Below are 21,463 nucleotides of genomic sequence, written 5' to 3'. Positions count from 1 at the left end.
GAAACGCGAACTCTTCGCCGCCGATGCATGCCACCCGATGAGCGTGTCCGGCACAGCCATTGCCGCCACCCAGGGAAGACTTCATGAGCAATCATCTGTTCGATGCGTTCCGGTCGCGGATGCCGGCGCCCGGGCGTCTGTTGATGGAGACAGATGATGGGCGCTCGCTCAGTTATGGCGACATGCTGGCGCGGTCGGCACAGCTCGCGCATGCGCTGCTGCAACTGGACGTCGAGCCCGGCGACCGGGTTGCCGTGCAGGTCGAGAAGAGCCCGGAGGCACTGCTGCTCTATCTCGCCTGTGTGCGTGCTGGTGCCGTCTTCCTGCCGCTCAACACCGCCTACACGCTGCCCGAGCTCGGCTATTTCTTTGGGGATGCCGCACCGCGGGTCATCGTCTGCGATCCGGCGAAGTCGGTGGATATCGAGCGCATGGTCGAACCGTCAGGTGCCGTCGTGGTCACACTCGATCGCAATGGCCGGGGATCGCTGGCGGACCAGGCGTCGCGCCTGCCGTCGGATTTTCACGATGTCGAGCGGGGGGCGGATGATCTCGCCGCAATCCTCTACACGTCGGGAACCACCGGCCGTTCGAAAGGCGCCATGCTCAGTCACGAGAACCTCGCCTCGAACGCGCGGGTGCTGGTCGAGCAATGGCGCTTCACATCAGGCGATGTGCTGATCCACGCGCTACCGATCTTCCATACGCACGGCCTGTTCGTCGCCACCAATGTCATCCTGACGGCCGGCGCCTCGATGCTGTTCGAACAGAGATTCGATCCGGCCCGCATCATCGCGCTGCTGCCGCGCGCCACGGCGCTGATGGGCGTGCCGACCTTCTATACCAGGCTTTTGCAGCAGGACGGTCTGGACTGTGAGACGGCTAAGAATATCCGCCTGTTCGTGTCCGGCTCGGCGCCGCTGCTGGCCGAGACGCACAAGGCCTGGCGCGAGCGCACCGGCCACGCCATCCTCGAACGTTACGGCATGACCGAGACCAACATGAACACCTCGAACCCCTATGAGGGTGAACGGCGCGCCGGCACGGTCGGCTTCCCCTTGCCTGGTGTCGCGCTGCGCATTGCCGATCCCGACAGCGGCAAACCGCTTGCCCAAGGTGAGGTCGGCATGATCGAGGTCAAAGGCCCGAACGTGTTTGGCGGCTACTGGCGCATGCCGGAAAAGACCAGGGCGGAATTCCGCGCCGACGGTTTCTTCATTACCGGCGATCTCGGCATGATCGACACCGAAGGCTATGTCCATATCGTCGGCCGCGGCAAGGACCTGATCATTTCAGGTGGCTACAACATCTATCCGAAGGAACTCGAAAGCGAGATCGACGCGCTTGACGGGGTGAGCGAGAGCGCCGTCATCGGCGTTGCCCATCCCGATTTCGGCGAAGGCGTCACCGCGGTCGTCGTGCGGGCGCCGGCATCGCGGATCACCGGAGCCGAAATCCTCGGCGCCATTGCCGGGCGGGTGGCCAAATACAAGCACCCGAAGCAGGTGATCTTCGTCGACGAATTGCCGCGCAACACCATGGGCAAGGTCCAGAAGAACCTTCTACGCAATACCTATAAGGATCTCTACGCGTCCTAGGTTGTAAACTCTGCAAACCCGGCCGTGGCTGGTAGTGTTGGATCATGAGGCTCTGACGGTAGGATAGTCCGATGCTCGCATTTGAAGACCACCGATGGGGCGAACTGCAGCATGCGTATGGCCGCGCGGCAAACGTTCCGGGGTTACTCCGGGAACTCCGCTTAGCCACAAGTCCTAAGAACGGCTATCAGGAGGAGCCGTGGTACAGCCTCTGGTCAAGCCTTTGCCACCAAGGTGACGTTTATACCGCCTCATACGCGGCTGTTCCGCACATTGTGAAAATCGCGACTGAGACGCGAACGCCTATCGACTCTTCATTCTTCCAGCTACCCGCGGCTATTGAAGTTGCCAGGAGAACGGGCCACGGACCTGAGATCCCGACCGAGTGCGCCGAGGACTATCACCGTGCTGTGGCGAGTCTTGGCGAGATCGTCAGTCTCCATCGAAACGAGGCTTGGGATCAATCGATGCTCTTGTCGGCAATGGCTGCTCAGGCCATTGCCAAAGGTCATGTCGATGTCGCTGAGGCCATGCTGAATTTAGACAGCGATTTGATCGCCAAGATCAACAGGCTCGAGTTCAATTAGCGGTTCGACCGCCCAAGCTGATTCACTGTTGGAACGAGCCGATAAGATCTATCAGCAGCACGTCCGTCAGGCATCGCGTCCAGACAAAGAGATAGACCCCCTACTCCAGCTTACTTGGCCTTCCCATTGCCGGAGCCCCACAGAGCGCGCTGGATCAGGCCGCGTTTGCGGTTGCGTGGCACAAGGTCGATATCCCCGACCAGTTTTGCGCCGCCCTTGCGCCGCTCGAGCGTGATCTTGCGGGTGTGGAAGGCTTCCAGTTCGGTGCGGTGCGCCACGCTGACGACGGTGACCTCGGGCAATTCGCGGATCACCGTTTCCATCATTTGGTCCTGGCTCTTCTCGTCCAGCGCCGAGGTCGCCTCGTCCAGCACGACGATGTCCGGGCGATGCAGCAAAAGGCGCGCGAAGGCGACCCGCTGCTTTTCGCCGCCCGACAGGGTCTGGTCCCAGGGCGCTTCCTCCTTGATCCGGTCGGCGAGGTGGCCGAGGCCGACCTTATTGAGCGCCGCCTTGATCTGCTCGAGCTTCCAGTGGTCGGCGGCCGCGGGGTAGGCGACCACCCGGCGCAGTGTGCCGGACGGGATGTAGGGCCGCTGCGGCAGCATGAACAATCGTTTGTCGGGATGGAAATTGACGCTGCCGCTTCCCCATGGCCAGAGACCCGCGATCGCCCGCACCAGCGTCGACTTGCCCGAGCCGGATTCGCCGGAAACCAGCACCCGCTCACCCGCTTCAACCCCGACTTCCGTTTCCTTGACCACGGACGTACCGTCGTCGAGTGTCACCGAGAGATTGTCGAGGGAGAGCATCGTATCGCCCTTGGTCTCGCCGTGAAGGATGCGCCCCAGCTCGTTGCTCTGCTCGGCCCGCTCCAGCCCGTCGAGCGACATCATCAGCGAGGCGATGCGGCGTGCCGAGGCGTTCCAATCGGCAAGGCGCGGATAATTGTCGACCAGCCAGCCGAACGCGCCTTGCACGATGGCGAAGGCGGAGGCAGCCTGCATGACTTGTCCGAGCGACATTGAGCCTTCGAGAAACTTTGGCGCGCACAGCAGCACCGGCACGACCGGCGCGAACAGGCTCGAGCCCTGCGATACCACCGCCGTGCGCATGTGCTGGCCGGTCAGTTGCGCCCATCGCTTCAGCACGCCGGCAAAGATCCTGTCGATGCCGCTGCGTTCCTCCTGCTCGCCGCCGAGCAGGGCGATGCTCTCGCCGTTTTCGCGCACGCGCGTCAGCACGTAGCGGAATTCTGCTTCCGTCTGGTTCTTCTCTTCGGACAGCCGCACGAAATCGCGGCCGATAAAGAACATCGAGGTGGAGGTGATCGCGGCATAGATCACCGCCGTGATGACGAGGAAGCCAGGCACGGTGAAGGTCGACCCTCCCAATGTGAAGCTCAAGGCTCCGCCGATCGTCCACAGCACCACGATGAAGGTAGAGGCCGACAGGGTGGCGACAATCACGCCGGCGACGAAGTCGACCGGCGCCTCGGTGGCGACCCGAAGATCTTCCGAGAGGCGGGCCTCGGGGTTCTGGTGGTCGCCCTGCACGAGATTCAGCTGATAGTAGCGGCCGTTGGCGAGCCATCGCGCTATCACCGAGGTGGTCAGCCAGGAGCGCCAGCGGCGCTGCATGGTCATGCGCAGATAGACCTGAGCGACGACAAGGCTGATGCTGCCAAGCACGAGCGGCACGAACACCGCGCTCAGGAAATAGACGCTATGGGCATCGCGCTTCTCGATGGCGTCGAAGATCGAGCGGTTCCAGACATTGATCCCGTACTGGAAGCCGACATTGACGATGATCAGGATCAGCAGCCCGATCGTCAGTGGCCAGCCGAGTCTGTCGCCATGCCGCCCCCAGTAACCGCGTCCGCTGATCCAGAACCGCTTCAGCAGATACTTCTTGCGCGCCTGCTCGGCCGCCTCGGCCGTCAACTCCGGATCGGGTTCGACGGCTTCCGGTGGTGGCGGCGTCTCGCCGACAACCTCGGAAGCTGCCGCTTCGACGGTCGATGCCTTCTTGCGTGGTTTCTTGTTGCGCGGCTCGTTATCGCGCGGAATCTCGTCACGCGGCCTCTGTCGTCGCGGCTTTCCTCGACGGGGCTTCGGGGTGCCGTCCGGTTCGATGCCGTCGGCCGGTTTCGATCTGGGTGTCGCCTCGGACATACGCTCCGACAACGACCTCGAAATCAAAAGGTTTCATGACGTTCGCCTGAGAGGAGAAATTCCCAGCGGCGCTTATAATTGCGTATATAGCAGGTCGACGACATGGTCGGCGATCGCCAGGCTTGCCGTCAGGCCGGGGCTCTCGATGCCGAACAGATTGACGATCCACCCGGCGCCATGTTCGGCCGGCCCCTGGATCATGAAATCGGCCGCCGCCTGACCCGGGCCGGACAGTTTGGGCCTGATGCCGGCATAGGCCGGTTGCAGGGCGCCGTCGGCAAGGTCGGGCCAATAGCGTCGGATCGCTTCGTAGAAGACGGCGCTTCGGCCGGGATCGACGGTGTAATCGACATGGTCGATCCATTCGACATCGGGCCCGAAGCGCGCACTGCCGCCGAGGTCGAGCGTCAGATGGACGCCAAGGCCGCCTTCGACCGGGACCGGATAGATCAGCCGCGAAAACGGCGACCGGCCCGGAAGCGCGAAATAGTTCCCGCGCGCCAGCCACTGCCGGGGGATGAGATCCCTTGGGAAACCGTCGATGCGGCCGGCCACGGCCTGCGCGTCGAGACCGGCGGCATTGATGAAGGCGCCGGCCTCCAGGGCGAAGGTCTCGCCATCGGCATCGCGCGTGTCGATCCGGATCCCGTCGGCTTCGATCGTCGCCCCGGCGACCGAGGTGAGGAAAGCGAAAGATGCGCCGGCGGCTTCGGCGTCGCCGCGCAGCGAGAGCATCAGTGCATGGCTGTCGACAATGCCGGTCGATGGCGACAGGAGCGCGGCGGCACATGTCAGTGCCGGTTCCAGGCTTTCGGCCTCGTCGCGCGTCAAGAACTGGAGATCGTGGACCCCACAGCGGCGCGCATTGGCCTCGATCTTCCGCAACCCGTCCGTCTGGCCGGGCTCGGTGGCGACGATCAGCTTGCCGGCGCGCTTGTGGGCAACGTTGTGCTCGGCGCAATAGGCGTAGAGACGCTGGCGTCCTTCGACGCAGAGCCGGGCCTTCAGGCTTCCCGGTGCATAATAGAGTCCGGCATGGATGACTTCGGAATTGCGTGAACTGGTGACCGTGCCGATCGCATCGGCCTGCTCGACCACCACCACCTCGCGGCCCGACACGGCAAGCGCCCTGGCGATGGCAAGCCCGACCACGCCGGCTCCGGCGACGACACAATCGATTGTCTGCATGGCCTCGCTTTCAGCGTGAAGCGCCGGCCTCGAACACCTTGTCGCCGCCGATCCAGACGCTTCCTATGCCAAGATCGTCCGACAGCGCAACGATATCCGCCGCCGTGCCATTGGCCAGGCGGCCAAGCCGATGCGACTGGCCGATCGCTTGTGCCGGATAGAGCGAGGCCATGCGCAAGGCTTCTGAGAGTTCGACACCGACGACATTGTGCATGAAACGCACGGCCGAGATCATGTCGAGATCGGCGCCCGCCAGCGTCCCGTCGGCAAGCCTGAGACTGCCATCCCGGCGGTGGATGGTGCGGCCGTTGAGCGTGAACGAGGTCATGTCGGTGCCGATCGTCGCCATGGCGTCGCTGACCAGCACGATTCTGCCCGGGCCCTGCTTGGCATCGAGCGCGATCCGGATGCTGGCGGGATGGACATGGATACCGTCGGCGATCAGCCCGGCGGACAAGGTGCCGATGTCGATGGCCGCACCGACGAGGCCGGGCTCCCGGTTGCCGATCTGGCTCATCGCGTTGAACAGATGGGTGACCACGCTGGCGCCCGCGTCGGCGAAGGCCTTTGCCGTGGCGTAGCCCGTGTCGGAATGGCCGAGGCTGACGACGACGCCGGCCTTGACCAAAGCCGCAACGCGCGCCGGTTCGACGGATTCCGGCGCGATCGTGGTGAGCAACACCGGCAGCTTTTGCCGCGCCGCGATCAGCATCGCCTGATCGGCATCCGTCATCGGCCGGATCAGCGCCGGATCATGCGCGCCCTTGCGGGCGATCGACAGATGCGGGCCTTCGAGATGCAGGCCGAGGAAACCAGGGACTTTTCGCAGCGCGGCTGCCTCGCCAGCGGTGATCGCAGCTGCGGTGATGGCGGGCGTATCGGTGATCAGCGTCGCCAGCAGCGCCGTCGTGCCGAACGGCGCATGCGCCTTGCAGATGGTTTCGATCGAGGCGACATCGGGATGGTCGTTGAGCATGACGCCGCCGCCGCCATTGACCTGGATGTCGACGAAGCCCGGCGCCAGAATGCCGCCGCCGGTCTCGACAGTGCGGACGCCCGAGGGGATGGCGCCGGTGGGCAAAATAGCCTCGACGAGGCCGTCGCGCACCACAAGCGCGTGGCCCTCATGCCAGTCGTCGCCGTCGAAAATCCGGGCGCCGGTCAGGGCAAAACGGTCGCTCATACCGTCTCCGTCACCTTGCGAAGATTGCGCGGTGTGTCCGGATCGAGGCCGCGGTGGCGCGCGAAGGCCTCGACGAACACGTAGAAGGAGACGATCAACGTCAGCGGATCGGTCAGCGGGTGACCAGTGGCGACATGCGGCAGGCGCGTGGCGCGGTTGGCAAGCGCGGAGGTGACGAACACCGGTGCCCCCTTGGCCGCCAGGCCGTCGGCCGCTTCGGCGACGGACGGCTCGGACGCATCGCGCGCGGCCAGCGCCAGCACCGGAAAGTCGGGGCCGATCAGCGCCAGCGGGCCATGCATGACTTCGGCCGCACTATAGGCCTCGGCATGCATGCCGCAGGTTTCCTTGAACTTCAGCGCGGCCTCATTGGCCATCGCCGCCGACGGGCCGCGGCCAAGGATGAACAGCGACTTCTGCTTCTCGATGGTTTCGGCGAGCAGGCTCATCCAGTCGCAGGCGATCGCCTTGCCGAAATGCTCGGGCAGGCGGGCAAGTGCCGCCAGAAGCGCCTCGTCGCCGGTGGAATGCGCCATCAAGGCGAGACCGGCGACGGCGGAATTGACGAAGGTCTTGGTCGCCGCGACGCTGCGCTCGGGTCCGGCCAATATGTCGATCGCATAGTCCGAGGCCCGCGCCAGCGGCGAATCGGCGGTGTTGGTGACGGCGATGGTCAGCGCGCCGCCGGCCCGTGCGGTTTCGGCCATGGCGACGATGTCGGGCTCTTGCCCGACTGCGAGATCGCCAGGCAGGCCGAGCCGCCGAGCCTCAGCTTGCGGCCATAGATCGAGGCAATGGACGGACCGACCGAGGCGACGGCAAGGCCCGCGGTCAGTTCGACGGCATATTTCATGAAGGTCGCCGCATGGTCGGACGAACCGCGCGCCACGGTGACGACAAACTGCGGGTCGCGTTCCCTGATGCCGCGCCCGGCCTCGGCGAGCACGGCGCCGGAGCCGTCGAGCAGGCGGGCGACGGCTTGCGGGATCTCCTCGATCTCGCGCTGCATATGGGTGGTGTTGGGGATCATGGTCGGCCCTCTTCGCTCGGCCCTGTCAGCCGCAATTCGGCGACGAAATCATAGGCGTCGCCCCGGTAGATGGAGCGGGTGAATTCGATCACCTTGCCGCTCGCCAGATAGGAAATGCGTTCGATGTGCAGGCCGGCAATGCCCGGCGGCACTTCGAGCAGGCGCGCATCGCTGTCGCCAAGATTGGCGGCCGATATGCGCTGCACCGCGCGCACCGGTCGGTTGCCGGTCAATTCCAGCGCCGCATAGAGGGAAGAGCCGATGCCCGCCGGATCGGGCAGCACGCTGGCCGACAGCGAGGCGCGTTCGATCGCCAGCGGCGTGTCGTTGGCGATGCGCAGGCGTGCCACGCGCGCTACCAGTTCGCTCGACGACAGGCCAAGCACCATCATTTCGTCGGGCGAGGGCGCGTAGAGGCCGCGGTCTAACCAGGCAGAGCGCACCGCCATGCCGCGCCGCGCCATGTCCTCGGTGAAGGAGGTCAGCCGCGACAGCGACTGCTCGACGCGTTCCATGCGTGGCGCCACGAATGTGCCGGAGCCGTGGCGCTGCACCAGAATGCCGCCCTTGACCAGGTCCTGCACCGCCTTGCGCACGGTGACGCGCGAAATATCGGCCTTGGTGGCGATGTCGCGCTCGGAAGGCAGCGCGTCGCCTGGCCCGATCAGGCCGCGATTGACGGCGTCCTCGATGCTCTTGCGCAATTGCAGATAGAGCGGCGCGCCGCTTTGCGCGGATTGCTTCAGCGTGGCGAAGATCTGGTCGGCGGCGTCGCTCATCGAGCCGCCTCTGCTGGTTTGGCGAACAGACGCGCCGCCATCTGCACCGCCCCGCCCAGCGCGTCGTCGAGCGGCGGCTTCAGCAGTGCCTGGTAGCGTGCCGAAAGGCGCGGCGCATAAAGCGGTGCCAGTCCGCCGAGCAGGCAAAGCGGCGCATCATCCGGAAGGCCGAGCGCGCCAAGCGAGGCTTCGACATCGCTGACCGCCTTGTCGACGATCCAGTTGGCGACGGTATCGCCCTTTTCGGCATGCTCGAACACTTTGGGCGCGAAGCCACCGAAATCGCCGGGCTTGGCATTGGTGGTGAATTCGACCACGTCCTCGGGATTGTTGCGGAAGGTGGCCATCATGGCGTCGGTCAGCGGCGAGCGCGCACGCACGCCGTCATGGGCCAGCAGTGTCTGCTCCAGGAGATCGCGGCCGATGCGGGCGCCGCTGCCCTGGTCGCCGACCTGAAAACCCCAACCGCCGATGGCGCGAGATTTGCCATTCCTGCGCGCCATGTAGGCGGTGCCGGTGCCGAGGATCGCCATGGCGCCGTCACCGGAACCGACGGCGCCTTCGAGCGCGATCTCGGCGTCGGTCTCGACGCGGCTGGTGCTGAACGGCAGGATCGCTTCGAGCTGTTGCCGGTAAGTACCGACATTGGCGCCGGCGAGGCCGAGAATGGCTGGGGTTTGCGGGATCAGGTCGGGATCCTGCCCGGCGGCGATGAACGCCTGCCGCGCGGCGTCGACAATGTTCGACCGCGCCCCGGTGAGGTCGGTGCGGATATTGGCCGCGCCGCTTTTGGCACGGCCGATGACGGCGCCGTCCACCGTTGCCAGGGCGGCCCTGCAGCTGGTGCCGCCGCCATCGATACCGAGCACGAATTTCACGCGATTTCTCCTCCGGGCGGATAATACCAATAAAATACCAATAGCCAAGGATTAATTTCCGTTTCAAAAAGATTAAGCTGTATTTTATTGAAAATCCTCAGCATTTCGTCGGCTCAGCCATTTCCTGCCCGCGAATTCGTTAATGCATGTGGACAAGTGGTATTTTTTTGGTATTGTTCTGGTATTGGAGGAACACGGATGGCTGAAACGCGCACCGAAGCGCTTCACAGGAATGCCGAGGGGCTGGATATCCAGGCTCCGGAAGCCATCCTTGTTTCGCTGGTCGATGCGCAGATCGAAGCCGCCAAGGCCGTCCGCAACGCCATCCCCGCCATCGCCAAAGCAGCCGAAATCATCGCCGGCCGATTGAGCGGCGGCGGCAAGCTTGCCTATGCCGCGGCCGGCAGTTCCGGCCTGATGGCGCTGGCCGACGCCCTGGAACTGCCCGGCACCTTCGGCATTCAACGCGACCGCATCGCCATCCTGATCGCCGGCGGCGAAGAGGCTTTCCACACGCTGGCCGGTGGACCCGAGGATGATACCGAGGAGGCCGCGGCGGCGGTCGCCAATGCCGGCATCGGCGCGGGCGATTGCCTGATCGCCCTTTCCGCCAGCGGCACGACACCCTATGCGGTGCGCGCCATCGAGGAAGCCGCCGGTCGCGGTGCGGCCACCATCGGCATCGCCAACAACCGGGACTCGGCGCTGCTGCGTCAGGCCGAAACCGCCATCCTGCTCGAAACGCCGCCGGAAGTGATCGCCGGCTCGACACGCATGGGCGCCGGCACCGCCCAGAAGATCGCGCTCAACATGCTGTCGACCTTGACCGCCGTCCATCTCGGCCATGTCCATGACGGCTACATGGTCAACCTCATGGCCGACAACATCAAGCTGCGCGACCGCGCCGCGCGCATCGTCGCCGCCATCAGCGGGCGCAGCACGGACGATGCGGTCCGTCTGCTCGAGAAGAGCGGCGGCGCGGTCAAGACCGCCATTCTGCTCGCCGCCGGGGCCGACAGCGCCGATGCGGCACAGAAGATACTGGAAGAGGCCGGCCAGAAGCTGCGGCCGGCCCTTTCCGCGCTGGGGCATGATCCCGAAAAGTGGAACCCGCTTTTCGGAAAAGATCATGCCCGAACAAAGAAGTAGGGCTTGTTTCATCCCGATTTCCATCGGGGTGAAACAAGCTTGCGAGGGGAGCAAGGGGTCAAAAGCCTCTGTTCTCATCAAAACCGAACCTGAAAAAGGTCAACAGGGAGACTGAGCATGACAACGAAACTACTGACGGCACTGCTTCTGGGCACCAGCATTCTCGGCTCGGCCGGGATGGCTTCTGCCGCGGACGTAACGCTCAACATCGAAAGCTGGCGCGGTGACGACCTTGCCATCTGGAAGGACAAGCTGATCCCGGCTTTCGAAGCCAAGAACCCCGGCATCAAGGTGGTGTTCGCACCATCGGCTCCAACCGAATATGACGCGGCCCTCGGCGCCAAGCTCGCCGCCGGCTCGGCGGGCGACCTGATCACCTGCCGCCCGTTCGACAAGTCGCTTGAACTCTACAAGAAGGGCAACCTCGCCGATCTCTCGGCGCTGCCCGGCATGGAGAACTTCTCGCCGGTGGCCAAGTCCGCCTGGCAGACCGACGACGGCAAGGCGAGCTTCTGCGTGCCGATGGCCTCGGTCATCCACGGCTTCATCTACAACAAGGACGCCTTCGACAAGCTCGGCATCAAGATCCCGACGACCCGCGACGAATTCTTCGCCGCGCTCGACAAGATCAAGGCCGACGGCACCTACATCCCGATGGCCATGGGCACCAAGGATCTCTGGGAAGCCGCGACCATGGGCTATCAGAACATCGGCCCCAACTACTGGAAGGGCGAAGACGGCCGTGCGGCTCTGATCAAGGGCGATCAGAAGCTGACCGACAAGGACTGGGTCGCGCCGTATGAGGAACTCGCCAAGTGGAAGCCTTACCTCGGCGACGGCTTCGAAGCCCAGACCTATCCGGACAGCCAGAACCTGTTCACGCTCGGTCGCGCCGCCATCTACCCTGCCGGCTCGTGGGAAATCGGCCTGTTCAACACCCAGGCCCAGTTCAAGATGGGCGCCTTCCCGCCGCCAGTCGAGAAGGCCGGCGACACCTGCTACATCTCGGATCATACCGATATCGGCATGGGCCTGAACGCTGCCTCGAAGAACGCCGACGCTGCCAAGACCTTCCTGTCCTGGGTCGCTTCGCCGGATTTCGCCACCATCTATGCCAACGCGCTGCCGGGCTTCTTCAGCCTGAACTCGTCGCCGGTGAAGATGGCAGACCCGCTGGCGCAGGAATTCGTCTCCTGGCGCGGCAAGTGCAAGTCGACGATCCGCTCGACCTATCAGATCCTGTCGCGCGGCACGCCGAACCTCGAAAACGAGACGTGGGTTGAATCGGCCAACGTCATCAACGGCACCGACACGCCGGAAGCTGCCGCCAAGAAGCTGCAGACCGGTCTCGACAGCTGGTACAAGCCGGCGAAGTAAGAGCTCAGGCAACGGAGCCGGCCGGGCGCATGCCTGGCCGGTTCCGGACTGGCTTTCAAGTGCATCCGTTCAGATAGCGATTGTCGGCACCGCCTCGCGGCCTTACCCTTGATCCACTGGGGAAAGGCTAGCTGATCAGTCGCAGGCCTTCGTCCTTGCCGTATCGGGTAGGGATGTCAGGGTCGTGCATCGAGGCATCATCTAGAGCAATTCCAGGAAAAGTGTGAAGCGGTTTTCCGTCCGGAATTGCGTGCAAAAAAGATAGAGCGGTTCGGCGTTTCCGTGAAACGGTGAACCGTTCTAGCATCAACATCGTCTGGAACCGAGAGACGGCGGGGACCGAACTCATGGCCGCAGAAACACAACCGAAAAGACCGACCCGCTGGCACATTGGCGTCTTCCTGGCGCCGGCGCTGCTCGTCTACACGGCGATCATGATCCTGCCGCTGGCCGGCACGCTGCAGCTGTCGCTGTTCCGCAACATCGAGCAGCACCAGATCTTCGTCGGGTTCGAAAATTTCCGCACCCTGTTCGGCGACCCCAACTGGTCCGTCGGGTTCTGGAATGCGCTCAGGAACAACACCTGGTTCTTTATGATCCACATGCTGGTGCAGAATCCGATCGGCGTCATGCTGGCGGCGCTTCTGTCCAGCCCGAGGTTGAGATTTGCCGCCTTCTACCGCACGGCGATCTTTGTGCCGACCATCCTGTCCTTCGTCATCGTCGGCTTCGCCTGGAAGCTGATCCTGTCGCCGCTGTGGGGCGTGGCGCCGCATATGATGGACCTGGTCGGCCTGAAAAGCCTGTTCACGCCATGGCTCGGCAAGGAACAATACGCGCTGACTGCGCTCAGCCTGATCTCGGTCTGGCAGTTCGTCGGCATTCCGATGATGCTGATCTACGCCGCCCTGCTGTCGATCCCCGAAGAGGTGATCGAAGCGGCCGAATGCGACGGCATCACCGGCCTGTCGCAGTTCTGGAAGATCAAGCTGCCGCTGATCCTGCCGTCGATCGGCATCATCTCGATCCTCACCTTCGTCGGCAATTTCAACGCCTTCGACCTGATCTACACCGCGCAAGGGGCGCTCGCAGGGCCGAACTATTCGACCGATATTCTCGGCACCTTCCTCTACCGCGCCTTCTTCGGCTTCCAGCTGCAGGTTGGCGACCCCAACATGGGTGCGGCGATCGCCACGATGATGTTCCTGATCATCCTCGGCGGCGTCTGCGTCTACCTCTTCCTCGTCCAGACGCGCCTGCGTCGCTACCAGTTCTGAGGGTTGGATATGTTACGGCTAAACACCCCCCTCTGGCCTGCTGGCCATCTCCCCCTCAAGGGGGGAGATTGGATGACATTGCCGCTTTCGCCAACTTTCAGCGCAGCAGAACTGGCGGCGACATCAAAGCTGCCGATCTCCCCCCTTGAGGGGGAGATGCCCGGCAGGGCAGAGGGGGGTGCCTTGGCGCCGTTCCTGGGAAATGCAGCTCGTCAGGAGGCTTTCCAATGAGCACTGCCACCCGTTCGCTGCCCCGCACCATCGGCGCCCACGCGATCCTGTTGACCTACACGGCGATCGCACTGTTTCCCGTGATCCTGGTGATCATGAACTCGTTTAAATCCCGCGCCGGCATCTTCGGTGCGCCGCTGACGCCGCCGACGCCAAAAACCTTCGACCTGATCGGCTACACCACCGTCATCGGCCAGGGCGATTTCATCCACTATTTCCAGAACAGCCTCGTCGTCACCGTGGCCTCGCTGTTCTTCGTGCTGTTGTTCGGCGCCATGGCAGCCTTTGCCCTATCGGAATACCGCTTCCGCGGCAATTCGCTGATGGGTCTGTATCTCGCGCTCGGCATCATGATCCCGATCCGGCTCGGCACCGTTGCCATCCTGCAATTGATGGTGGCGAGCGGGCTGGTCAACACGCTGACCTCGCTGATCCTGGTCTACACCGCGCAGGGCCTGCCGCTGGCCGTCTTCATCCTGTCGGAATTCATGAAGCAGGTGTCCGACGATCTGAAGAACGCCGGCCGCATCGACGGCCTTTCCGAATACACCATCTTCTTCCGCCTGGTGCTGCCGCTGGTGCGGCCATCGATGGCCACCGTCGCCGTCTTCACCATGATCCCGATCTGGAACGATCTGTGGTTCCCGCTGATCCTGGCGCCGTCGGAAGAGACCAAGACGGTGACGCTCGGCGCGCAGCTCTTCCTCGGCCAGTTCGTCACCAACTGGAACGCCATCCTGGCGGCGCTGTCGCTGGCGATCATGCCGGTGCTGATCCTCTACGTCATCTTCTCGCGGCAGCTGATCCGCGGCATTACTTCCGGAGCCGTCAAGTGAGCGAGGGTCGAGATGTAATCATTAGCGCGCTCGTCGAGACCGCAGTCCGCTACGGATTTCGCGGCGTGCGCCAAACAAATTATTATCGTGATCGGCCGGAAACGATCTGTGTGCTGAACCTCCAGAAGTCCTCCTGGGGGCCGCAGTTCTATGTTAACGCCGCGGTATGGTTTACGCGGCTCGGGCCGGAGCGCCGACCGAAGGAATACAACTGTCACATCATCTGGCGGGTCAACTCCCTCATGGTTGGCGAGCAGTCCAAGGCATTTACTGAGGCGCTCGATCTGAATCATCCGATGCCGGACGACCGCAGATATTCCCTGATCAAAGACGGGGTCGATACACACGGCTTCGGACTTCTAGCGCGTTGCGAAAGTGAAGAGGCCGCTCTGCAGGTCGCCAGTGCGAATGGGCCGACTGTGAGGGTGGCTCTCGCAGCCCGCAGGCAAGAAAAGGCAGATTGAAATGGCTCAACCCCTTCGTGTCGTCGTCGCCGGGCTTGGCAATATGGGCCGCAGCCATGCGCTGGCCTATCACACTAATCCGGGCTTCGAGATCGCCGCACTCATCAACCGCTCCGACGTGCCGCTGCCGGACGGACTTTCGGGCTATGGCATCAGGCGCTCCTTCGACGAGGCACTGCGTGACGAAAAGCCCGATGTCGCCTGCATCGCCACCTATTCCGACAGCCATGCCGACTATGCGGTGAGGGCCTTAGAGGCCGGTTGCCATGTCTTCGTCGAAAAGCCGCTGGCAACGACGGTGGCCGACGCCAGGCGCGTCGTCGCGGCCGCCAAGGCCAACGGAAAAAAACTGGTGATCGGCTACATCCTGCGCCATCACCCGTCCTGGATCAGGCTGATCGCCGAGGCACGCAAGCTCGGTGGCCCCTACGTCTTCCGCATGAACCTCAACCAGCAGTCCTCGGGTCACACTTGGGAGACCCACAAACAGCTGATGCAAACGACCTCGCCAATCGTCGACTGCGGCGTCCACTATCTCGACGTCATGCTGCAGATCACCGACGCCAGGCCGGTCGAAGTGCGCGGCATGGGGCTGCGGCTGACCGAGGAGGTGGCGCCCTCGATGTACAATTACGGCCACCTGCAGGTGCTGTTCGATGACGGCTCGGTCGGCTGGTACGAAGCCGGCTGGGGTCCGATGATCTCGGAAACCGCCTTCTTCGTGAAGGATGTCATCTCGCCCAAGGGCTGCGTGTCGATCGTCATGAAGGAAGGTGTGAAGTCGGATGACATCGACACCCACACCAAGACCTCGACCATCCGCCTGCACAGCGCCGCGACCGGTCCGGACGGCAAATTCGTCAAGCAGGACGAAATGCTGTCGATGGCAGGCGAACCCGGCCATCAGGACCTCTGCGACCTCGAACAGGCCTTTGTGCTGAAGGCAATCCGCGAGGATCTGGACCTCACCAAACACATGGACGACGCCGTCAAATCGCTCGCCGTCTGCCTTGCCGCCGACGAGAGCGTGCGCAGCGGAAAGGCGGTGAGATTGTGACATACGGATCGCTGCCGAGAGGCTGGCCCGGCACCGCCCCCCTCTGGCCTGCCGGCCATCTCCCCCTCAAGGGGGGAGATCGGATGTCGGTACTGCTTTCGCTAATTATCAGCGCCGCTAAGTGGCGCGAGGGTTTGAAGCTGCCAATCTCCCCCCTTGAGGGGGAGATGTCCGGCAGGACAGAGGGGGGTGCCCTGGCGCCGACCTATCAATTTGGAGGACTGCCGTGGGCTCGCTGAAGATCGAGAATGTGAAGAAGGCCTTCGGGCCGGTCGAGGTGCTGAAGGGCATCAACCTCGAAGTGACGGATGGTGAATTCGTCGTCTTCGTCGGCCCGTCCGGCTGCGGCAAGTCGACCTTGCTCAGGGTCATCGCCGGGCTCGAGGATTCGACCTCGGGCCGGGTGGTCATCGACGGCGCGGATGTCTCGGCCACGCCGCCGGCCAAGCGCGGCATCGCCATGGTGTTCCAGACCTATGCGCTCTACCCGCATCTGACGGTGAAGAACAATATGGGGCTGGGCCTCAAGCAGGCCGGCACGCCTGCGGCGGAGATCGAACGCCGCATCGGCATCGCCTCGTCGATGCTGTCGCTGGAACCTTATCTGGAAAGGCGGCCGGCCGAACTCTCCGGCGGCCAGCGCCAGCGCGTCGCCATCGGTCGCGCCGTGGTGCGCGAGCCAAAACTGTTCCTCTTCGACGAGCCGCTGTCGAACCTTGATGCAGCACTGCGCGTCAACACGCGGCTGGAAATCGCGCAGCTGCACCGCCGGCTGAAGGCGACGATGATCTATGTCACCCACGACCAGGTCGAGGCGATGACGCTGGCCGACAAGATTGTCGTGCTCAATGCGGGTAGGATCGAGCAGATCGGTGGCCCGATGGAGCTCTACAATTCGCCGGCAAACGAGTTCGTCGCCGGCTTCATCGGCTCACCGAAGATGAATTTCGTCGATGGCGCCAGGCTTGGCGAGACAGCCAAGACCATCGGCGTGCGGCCGGAGCATCTGACGGTCGATACGAAGTCGGGCGCCTGGAAGGGCACGGTGGTGCACGCCGAGCATCTCGGCGCCGACACCAATCTTTATCTCGACTGCGAAAAGGCCGGGCTGATTACGGTTCGGATTTTCGGTGTTTATGACGCCGAGCCAGGTGCCACGCTTTATGCGACACCGGATCCGGCTAAGACCTATCGATTTGACGCGGACGGGAAGACGATCAAGTAGCGCGGATTTGCGGTCTTCCTTCCCCCCTTGTGGGGGAAGGTGGATCGGCGCGCAGCGCCGAGACGGATGAGGGGTGTTCCAGCGGAGTGAGGCGTGAAAAGATCGAAGGATTCCAGGCGCTTACTTCTGCAAAGCCGAGATCCTTCGCGCACCCCTCATCCGACCTCGCTTCGCGAGGCCACCTTCTCCCACAGGGGGAGAAGGTAGAGCTGCCGCCTACAAATCAGCCTTGAACGTCTGCTTCTGCTGGCCCAGGCCCTCGATGCCCAGCTCCACCACATCGCCAGCCTTCAAAAACACCGGCGGCTTCATGCCGAGCCCGACGCCGGGCGGCGTGCCTGTCGAAATAATGTCACCGGGGTGCAGCGACATGAACTGGCTGAGATAGGACACCAGGAAGGCGACGCCGTAGACCATGGTCTTGGTCGAGCCGTTCTGCATGGTCTTGCCGTTGACGGTCAGCCACATCTTCAGGTTCTGCGGGTCGGCGACTTCGTCCTTGGTCACCAGCCAGGGGCCGGTCGGGCCGAACGTGTCGCAGCTCTTGCCCTTGGTCCACTGGCCCTGACGCTCGGCCTGGAAGGCGCGCTCGGAGACGTCGTGGGCGACGCAATAGCCGGCGACATAATCGAGCGCATCGGCTTCGCTGACATACTTTGCCGTTTTGCCGATCACCACGGCGAGTTCGACTTCCCAGTCGGTCTTTTCAGAGCCGCGCGGGATCAGCACGTCATCGTCCGGCCCGACAATGGCCGAGCTTGCCTTCATGAAGATGATCGGCTCCGGCGGCACGGTGGCGCCGGTTTCGGCGGCGTGGTCGGAATAGTTGAGGCCGATGCAGATGAACTTGCCGGTGCCGGCAACGCAGGCGCCGAGGCGAGGCTTGCCGGCAACCGCCGGCAGCGACTTGGCATCGAGCTTGCCCAGCATCTCCAGCGAGGCCGGGTGAAGCACAGTGCCGGCAATGTCGGCGACATGGGCGGAGAGATCGCGGATCGTTCCATCCGCATCGAGCAGGCCGGGACGTTCGCTCCCCACCTCGCCATAGCGCAGCAGTTTCATAGATACTCTCCTCAGTCAGATTGGTTCAGATCGACCAGCCGCCGTCGATATTATAGGCCTGTCCGGACGTATAGGTGGCGCCGGCCAGATAGACGGCGAGATCGGCGATCTCTTCCGGCGTGCCGAGCCGGCCCATCGGCTGGCGGGCGATGAAGGCGGCGCGGGCGGCTTCGTAGTCGCCTTGCGCATGCATGCGGTCCTGCAGCGACGGGCTCTCGACCGTGCCGGGGCAGATGGCGTTGCAGCGTATGCCCTTGCCGACATAATCGGCGGCAATTGCCTTGGTCAGGCCGATGACCGCGGCCTTGGTGACGCCATAGGCGAAGCGGTTCGGCACGCCTTTGCCGGCGCCGGCGACCGAAGACATGTTGATGATCGATCCATCGCCGCGCTCCAGCATGCTGGGCAGCACCGCACGTATGGTGCGGATCATGGCGCGGACATTGAGGTTGAAGGCGAAATCGAGGTCGCCTTCCTTCATCTCGAGGATCGAGCCGGAATGGACGAAACCGGCGCAGTTGAACAGCACGTCGACGCGGCCGATCTCGGCAAAGGCGGCATTGACCGCCTCATCGTTCAGCACATCCAGCTTGCGGGTCTTGATGCTAGACGTCTTGGCGAGTTCGGCGAGAAGCGTCTCGTTGATGTCGGTGGCGTAGACCGTGGCGCCAGCCTTGGCGAAGGCCAGAGCGCTCGCCTTGCCGATGCCTTGCGCCGCTGCCGTGATGACAACGACCTTGCCTGCCAGATCCGCCATATCTTTTCCTCGCCTGCTTGGGTCAACTGCCTTTATCGGCGACCGGCCAAGGCGTCATGTGCCAGTCAGGCTCGATTGTGCGGCCTGTGTCGCAGCCAGTTCACAGATAAAGATGTTTTTTCTCGTTAAAGAACATGCGTCCGGGCGTCAAGCCCGAACACGATCACCATTGCGACAGCCTGGAAATGTCAGTCGCCGTAAGGCACCCAGACGTTCTTCACCTCGACGGCGCGGCGCAGGAAGGCATCGCCAGCCGCTTCGCCGGATGCCCAATCGAGGCTGCGGCCATTGCCGCTCCAGACGCGCTTGAGGTTGCCGATGGACTCGGCCTCCGCCTTGGCGCAAGTGTCGGCATCGGCGAATATCCAGAGCCCGTCGACATCGTCATGCTTGGCCAGAACGCCGGCGAGTTCCGCCGTGCGGCCAGTGACAATGTTGATCGCGCCGGCTGGAACGTCGGAATATTCGATCACCTGGTAAAGATCGGTGGCCAGCAGCGGATAGCGCTCGGACGGCACCGCGACCACCGTGTTGCCCATGGCCAGCGCCGGCGCGATGAGCGAGATCAGGCCAAGCAGCGGCGACGCATCCGGCGCGACGACGCCGATGACGCCGACCGGCTCATGCAGCGCCAGCGTCACCGCGCGGGCCGGCGGCTGGTGCACGCGCCCCTCGAATTTGTCGGCAAGGCCGGCATAGAGGAACAGCCGTTCGATGGTTTGGTCTACTTCTTCCCGCGCGGCCTTGGGCGTAGCGCCGGTCAGATCAGTCAGACGAGCGGCAAACTCGCCGGCGCGGCCGGACAGGTTCTCGGCCAGATAATAAAGCACCTGGGAGCGGTTGTAAGCGGTCGCCTCCGGCCAGCCTTTGCAGGCGCGGGCGGCGGAGACGGCGTCACGGATGTCCTTGCGGCTGCCAAGCCCGACTTCGCCGGCCAGCTTGCCCTTGGCGGTGGCGACGGCGAGCGAATAATTGCCGTCCGGGCGCACCTGCTTGCCGCCGATGAACAGTTTTGCCGTGCGGTCGATGGCCGCGCCATCGGCTTGCTCGACCGGCTGCGCCGAGACCGTCGCCGGCTTGATGACCGGGCCGAGCGGCAGTTTTGCCGTGAGATATTCGAACATGCCTTCGCGCCCACCCTCGCGTCCGAAGCCGCTTTCGCGATAACCTCCGAAGCCGCAGGCGGCGTCGAACATGTTGGTGCCGTTGACCCAGACGACGCCGGCCTTCAGCTGCGGCGCGACATGCAGCGCGAGGTTGACGTTCTCGCTCCACACGCTCGCCGCGAGGCCGTAGCGGGTGTTGTTGGCAAGCTCGATCGCTTCCTCGGTGTTGCGGAAGGTCATGGTCGCCAGAACCGGTCCGAATACTTCTTCCTGGGCAAGAATATTAGCCGGCGAAACACCCGTGGCGAGCGTCGGCAGATGGTAGTAGCCAGAGGACGGCAGCACCGCATCCGGCTGCCAGCAGACGGCGCCCTGTCTGGCGCCTTCGGCGACCAGACCCTTGACGCGATCGAGCTGGCTGATGTCGACCAGCGGGCCGATATCCGTATTCTTGTCGAGCGGGCTGCCGACGCGCAGACGGCTCATCCGCGTCTTGACCTTGGCGATCAGGGCATCGGCAATGCCTTCCTGCACCAGCAGCCGCGAACCGGCGCAGCAGACCTGTCCCTGGTTGAACCAGATGCCGTCGACTAGCCCTTCGACGGCGCTGTCGAGGTCGGCATCCTCGAAGACGATGAAGGCCGACTTGCCGCCGAGCTCCAGCGACAGTTTCTTGCCTGAGCCGGCAGTCGCCTTTCGGATGATCTTGCCGACCTCGGATGAGCCGGTGAAGGCGATCTTCTGGATGCCGGCATGGTTGACGATGGCCGCACCCGCTTCCGGTCCGCCGTGAACAATGTTGACGACGCCCTTCGGCACGCCGGCGCGTTCGCAGATTTCGGCGAACAGGATGGCGGTCAGCGGCGTGAACTCGGCCGGCTTCAGCACCACCGTGCAGCCGGCGGCAAGCGCCGGCGCGATCTTCCAGGCCAGCATCAACAGTGGGAAATTCCACGGAATGATCTGGCCGACGACGCCGACGCCCTTGTGGCCCGGAAAATCCTTGTCCAGCGCCTGTGCCCAGCCGGCATGGTGGATGAAATGGCGGATGGCCAGAGGCACGTCGATGTCGCGGCTTTCGCGGATCGGCTTGCCATTGTCGATCGACTCCAGCACCGCGAACAGGCGCTGGTGGCGCTGCATGGCGCGGCCGATGGCATAAAGCACCTTGGCGCGCTGATAGCCGGTGCTGGCGCTCCACTTCGGCAGTGCCTTGGTGGCAGCAGCAACCGCCGCGTCGATATCGGCCGCACTGGCGTCGGACACCTTGGCCAGCAGCTTGCCGGAAGACGGCTCGCTGGTCTCAAAGGTCTTGCCGCCTGAAGCGGCTTTCCAGCCACCGTCGATGAAAAGCGCCTTGCCGAAATCGCGCGCGGCAAGCCACGCATCGGCCTCGTTGCGGGCTTCCGGCGCCGGGCCGTATTCCATGGCGTGATAGCGTTCGAGAATGTTCATGGGGTGCCTCCTTTACCCTCCCCCTTCGCGGAGAGGGTCGATCGGCCAGG

Annotated in this window: 17 protein-coding genes and 1 pseudogene; 9 read left to right on the top strand and 9 right to left on the bottom strand. The window is 63.8% G+C overall.

What is annotated here, in order from left to right; translation table 11 throughout:
* Positions 1 to 83 precede the first annotated feature (83 nt).
* A complete protein-coding gene (locus tag AC0V7N_RS04595; protein ID WP_475455112.1) occupies positions 84 to 1,598 on the top strand; it encodes a malonate--CoA ligase in 1,515 nt (504 codons plus the stop codon).
* A 71-nt stretch (positions 1,599 to 1,669) separates the two neighbouring features.
* Complete coding sequence (locus AC0V7N_RS04590) at positions 1,670 to 2,185, top strand: hypothetical protein (RefSeq protein WP_475455110.1); 516 nt, start codon at positions 1,670 to 1,672, stop codon at positions 2,183 to 2,185.
* A 110-nt stretch (positions 2,186 to 2,295) separates the two neighbouring features.
* On the opposite strand, the gene AC0V7N_RS04585 is transcribed toward AC0V7N_RS04590, so the two are convergent.
* The 6 genes and pseudogenes from AC0V7N_RS04585 to AC0V7N_RS04560 all read right to left on the bottom strand — a co-directional run bounded on the left by AC0V7N_RS04585 (position 2,296) and on the right by AC0V7N_RS04560 (position 9,417).
* Positions 2,296 to 4,359 (bottom strand): ABC transporter ATP-binding protein/permease, encoded by a 2,064-nt coding sequence (locus AC0V7N_RS04585; protein ID WP_475455108.1) that lies wholly within the window; start codon positions 4,357 to 4,359, stop codon positions 2,296 to 2,298.
* Positions 4,360 to 4,431: 72 nt separating this feature from the next.
* Complete coding sequence (locus tag AC0V7N_RS04580; protein WP_475455106.1) at positions 4,432 to 5,547, bottom strand: NAD(P)/FAD-dependent oxidoreductase; 1,116 nt, start codon at positions 5,545 to 5,547, stop codon at positions 4,432 to 4,434.
* 10 nt (positions 5,548 to 5,557) lie between these two features.
* Positions 5,558 to 6,730, bottom strand: coding sequence for an N-acetylglucosamine-6-phosphate deacetylase (nagA, locus tag AC0V7N_RS04575; RefSeq protein ID WP_475455104.1), 1,173 nt, complete (start codon positions 6,728 to 6,730; stop codon positions 5,558 to 5,560).
* A pseudogene (locus AC0V7N_RS04570) lies at positions 6,727 to 7,760 on the bottom strand (SIS domain-containing protein). Before AC0V7N_RS04570 ends, nagA begins: the two are co-directional and overlap by 4 nt.
* Positions 7,757 to 8,539 carry a GntR family transcriptional regulator gene (locus tag AC0V7N_RS04565; protein ID WP_095202943.1) on the bottom strand — a complete coding sequence of 261 codons (783 nt, stop codon included), beginning with the start codon at positions 8,537 to 8,539 and terminating at the stop codon, positions 7,757 to 7,759. The pseudogene AC0V7N_RS04570 and the gene AC0V7N_RS04565 overlap by 4 nt, the downstream one beginning before the upstream one ends.
* Entirely contained in the window at positions 8,536 to 9,417 is an 882-nt protein-coding gene (locus tag AC0V7N_RS04560) for a glucosamine kinase nucleotide-binding domain-containing protein (RefSeq protein ID WP_475455099.1), read from the bottom strand. Before AC0V7N_RS04560 ends, AC0V7N_RS04565 begins: the two co-directional genes overlap by 4 nt.
* Positions 9,418 to 9,615: 198 nt before the next feature.
* Here AC0V7N_RS04560 and AC0V7N_RS04555 point away from each other — a divergent pair, with 198 nt between their 5' ends.
* The 7 genes from AC0V7N_RS04555 to AC0V7N_RS04525 all read left to right on the top strand — a co-directional run bounded on the left by AC0V7N_RS04555 (position 9,616) and on the right by AC0V7N_RS04525 (position 17,033).
* Positions 9,616 to 10,566, top strand: a complete 951-nt coding sequence (locus AC0V7N_RS04555; RefSeq protein ID WP_475455097.1) for an N-acetylmuramic acid 6-phosphate etherase — start codon at positions 9,616 to 9,618, stop codon at positions 10,564 to 10,566.
* Between the two features lie 117 nt (positions 10,567 to 10,683).
* Positions 10,684 to 11,943, top strand: coding sequence for an ABC transporter substrate-binding protein (locus AC0V7N_RS04550; protein WP_172221469.1), 1,260 nt, complete (start codon positions 10,684 to 10,686; stop codon positions 11,941 to 11,943).
* Between the two features lie 347 nt (positions 11,944 to 12,290).
* Positions 12,291 to 13,220: an ABC transporter permease subunit gene (locus AC0V7N_RS04545; protein WP_496627735.1), complete on the top strand. Its 930-nt coding sequence runs from the start codon at positions 12,291 to 12,293 to the stop codon at positions 13,218 to 13,220.
* Positions 13,221 to 13,447: 227 nt separating this feature from the next.
* Positions 13,448 to 14,287 (top strand): carbohydrate ABC transporter permease, encoded by an 840-nt coding sequence (locus AC0V7N_RS04540; protein ID WP_172221463.1) that lies wholly within the window; start codon positions 13,448 to 13,450, stop codon positions 14,285 to 14,287.
* Positions 14,284 to 14,751: a DUF4304 domain-containing protein gene (locus AC0V7N_RS04535; protein ID WP_475455092.1), complete on the top strand. Its 468-nt coding sequence runs from the start codon at positions 14,284 to 14,286 to the stop codon at positions 14,749 to 14,751. The genes AC0V7N_RS04540 and AC0V7N_RS04535 overlap by 4 nt, the downstream gene beginning before the upstream one ends.
* 1 nt (position 14,752) lies before the next feature.
* On the top strand, positions 14,753 to 15,808 hold the full coding sequence (locus tag AC0V7N_RS04530) for a Gfo/Idh/MocA family oxidoreductase (protein WP_496627734.1): 1,056 nt from the start codon (positions 14,753 to 14,755) through the stop codon (positions 15,806 to 15,808).
* Positions 15,809 to 16,034: 226 nt separating this feature from the next.
* A complete protein-coding gene (locus AC0V7N_RS04525) occupies positions 16,035 to 17,033 on the top strand; it encodes an ABC transporter ATP-binding protein (RefSeq protein ID WP_475455090.1) in 999 nt (332 codons plus the stop codon).
* 216 nt (positions 17,034 to 17,249) lie between these two features.
* On the opposite strand, the gene AC0V7N_RS04520 is transcribed toward AC0V7N_RS04525, so the two are convergent.
* From AC0V7N_RS04520 to AC0V7N_RS04510, 3 genes are all read right to left on the bottom strand, one after another.
* Positions 17,250 to 18,095: a fumarylacetoacetate hydrolase family protein gene (locus AC0V7N_RS04520; RefSeq protein WP_475455088.1), complete on the bottom strand. Its 846-nt coding sequence runs from the start codon at positions 18,093 to 18,095 to the stop codon at positions 17,250 to 17,252.
* A 25-nt stretch (positions 18,096 to 18,120) separates the two neighbouring features.
* Complete coding sequence (locus AC0V7N_RS04515) at positions 18,121 to 18,852, bottom strand: SDR family oxidoreductase (protein ID WP_475455086.1); 732 nt, start codon at positions 18,850 to 18,852, stop codon at positions 18,121 to 18,123.
* A 188-nt stretch (positions 18,853 to 19,040) separates the two neighbouring features.
* Complete coding sequence (locus AC0V7N_RS04510) at positions 19,041 to 21,413, bottom strand: aldehyde dehydrogenase family protein (RefSeq protein WP_475455084.1); 2,373 nt, start codon at positions 21,411 to 21,413, stop codon at positions 19,041 to 19,043.
* Between the last annotated feature and the right edge of the window lie 50 nt (positions 21,414 to 21,463).

This window comes from Mesorhizobium kamtschaticum (genome assembly GCF_056174585.1).
This window is presented reverse-complemented; position numbering and strand designations above follow the sequence as displayed.

Bases quoted from the DNA above. Each gene is read 5' to 3' on its own strand.
- AC0V7N_RS04595 (WP_475455112.1), top strand. From the start codon at position 84: ATGAGCAATCATCTGTTCGATGCGTTCCGGTCGCGGATGCCGGCGCCC.
- AC0V7N_RS04590 (WP_475455110.1), top strand. From the start codon at position 1,670: ATGCTCGCATTTGAAGACCACCGATGGGGCGAACTGCAGCATGCGTAT.
- AC0V7N_RS04585 (WP_475455108.1), bottom strand. From the start codon at position 4,359: ATGTCCGAGGCGACACCCAGATCGAAACCGGCCGACGGCATCGAACCG.
- AC0V7N_RS04580 (WP_475455106.1), bottom strand. From the start codon at position 5,547: ATGCAGACAATCGATTGTGTCGTCGCCGGAGCCGGCGTGGTCGGGCTT.
- nagA (WP_475455104.1), bottom strand. From the start codon at position 6,730: ATGAGCGACCGTTTTGCCCTGACCGGCGCCCGGATTTTCGACGGCGAC.
- AC0V7N_RS04565 (WP_095202943.1), bottom strand. From the start codon at position 8,539: ATGAGCGACGCCGCCGACCAGATCTTCGCCACGCTGAAGCAATCCGCG.
- AC0V7N_RS04555 (WP_475455097.1), top strand. From the start codon at position 9,616: ATGGCTGAAACGCGCACCGAAGCGCTTCACAGGAATGCCGAGGGGCTG.
- AC0V7N_RS04550 (WP_172221469.1), top strand. From the start codon at position 10,684: ATGACAACGAAACTACTGACGGCACTGCTTCTGGGCACCAGCATTCTC.
- AC0V7N_RS04545 (WP_496627735.1), top strand. From the start codon at position 12,291: ATGGCCGCAGAAACACAACCGAAAAGACCGACCCGCTGGCACATTGGC.
- AC0V7N_RS04540 (WP_172221463.1), top strand. From the start codon at position 13,448: ATGAGCACTGCCACCCGTTCGCTGCCCCGCACCATCGGCGCCCACGCG.
- AC0V7N_RS04530 (WP_496627734.1), top strand. From the start codon at position 14,753: ATGGCTCAACCCCTTCGTGTCGTCGTCGCCGGGCTTGGCAATATGGGC.
- AC0V7N_RS04520 (WP_475455088.1), bottom strand. From the start codon at position 18,095: ATGAAACTGCTGCGCTATGGCGAGGTGGGGAGCGAACGTCCCGGCCTG.
- AC0V7N_RS04515 (WP_475455086.1), bottom strand. From the start codon at position 18,852: ATGGCGGATCTGGCAGGCAAGGTCGTTGTCATCACGGCAGCGGCGCAA.
- AC0V7N_RS04510 (WP_475455084.1), bottom strand. From the start codon at position 21,413: ATGAACATTCTCGAACGCTATCACGCCATGGAATACGGCCCGGCGCCG.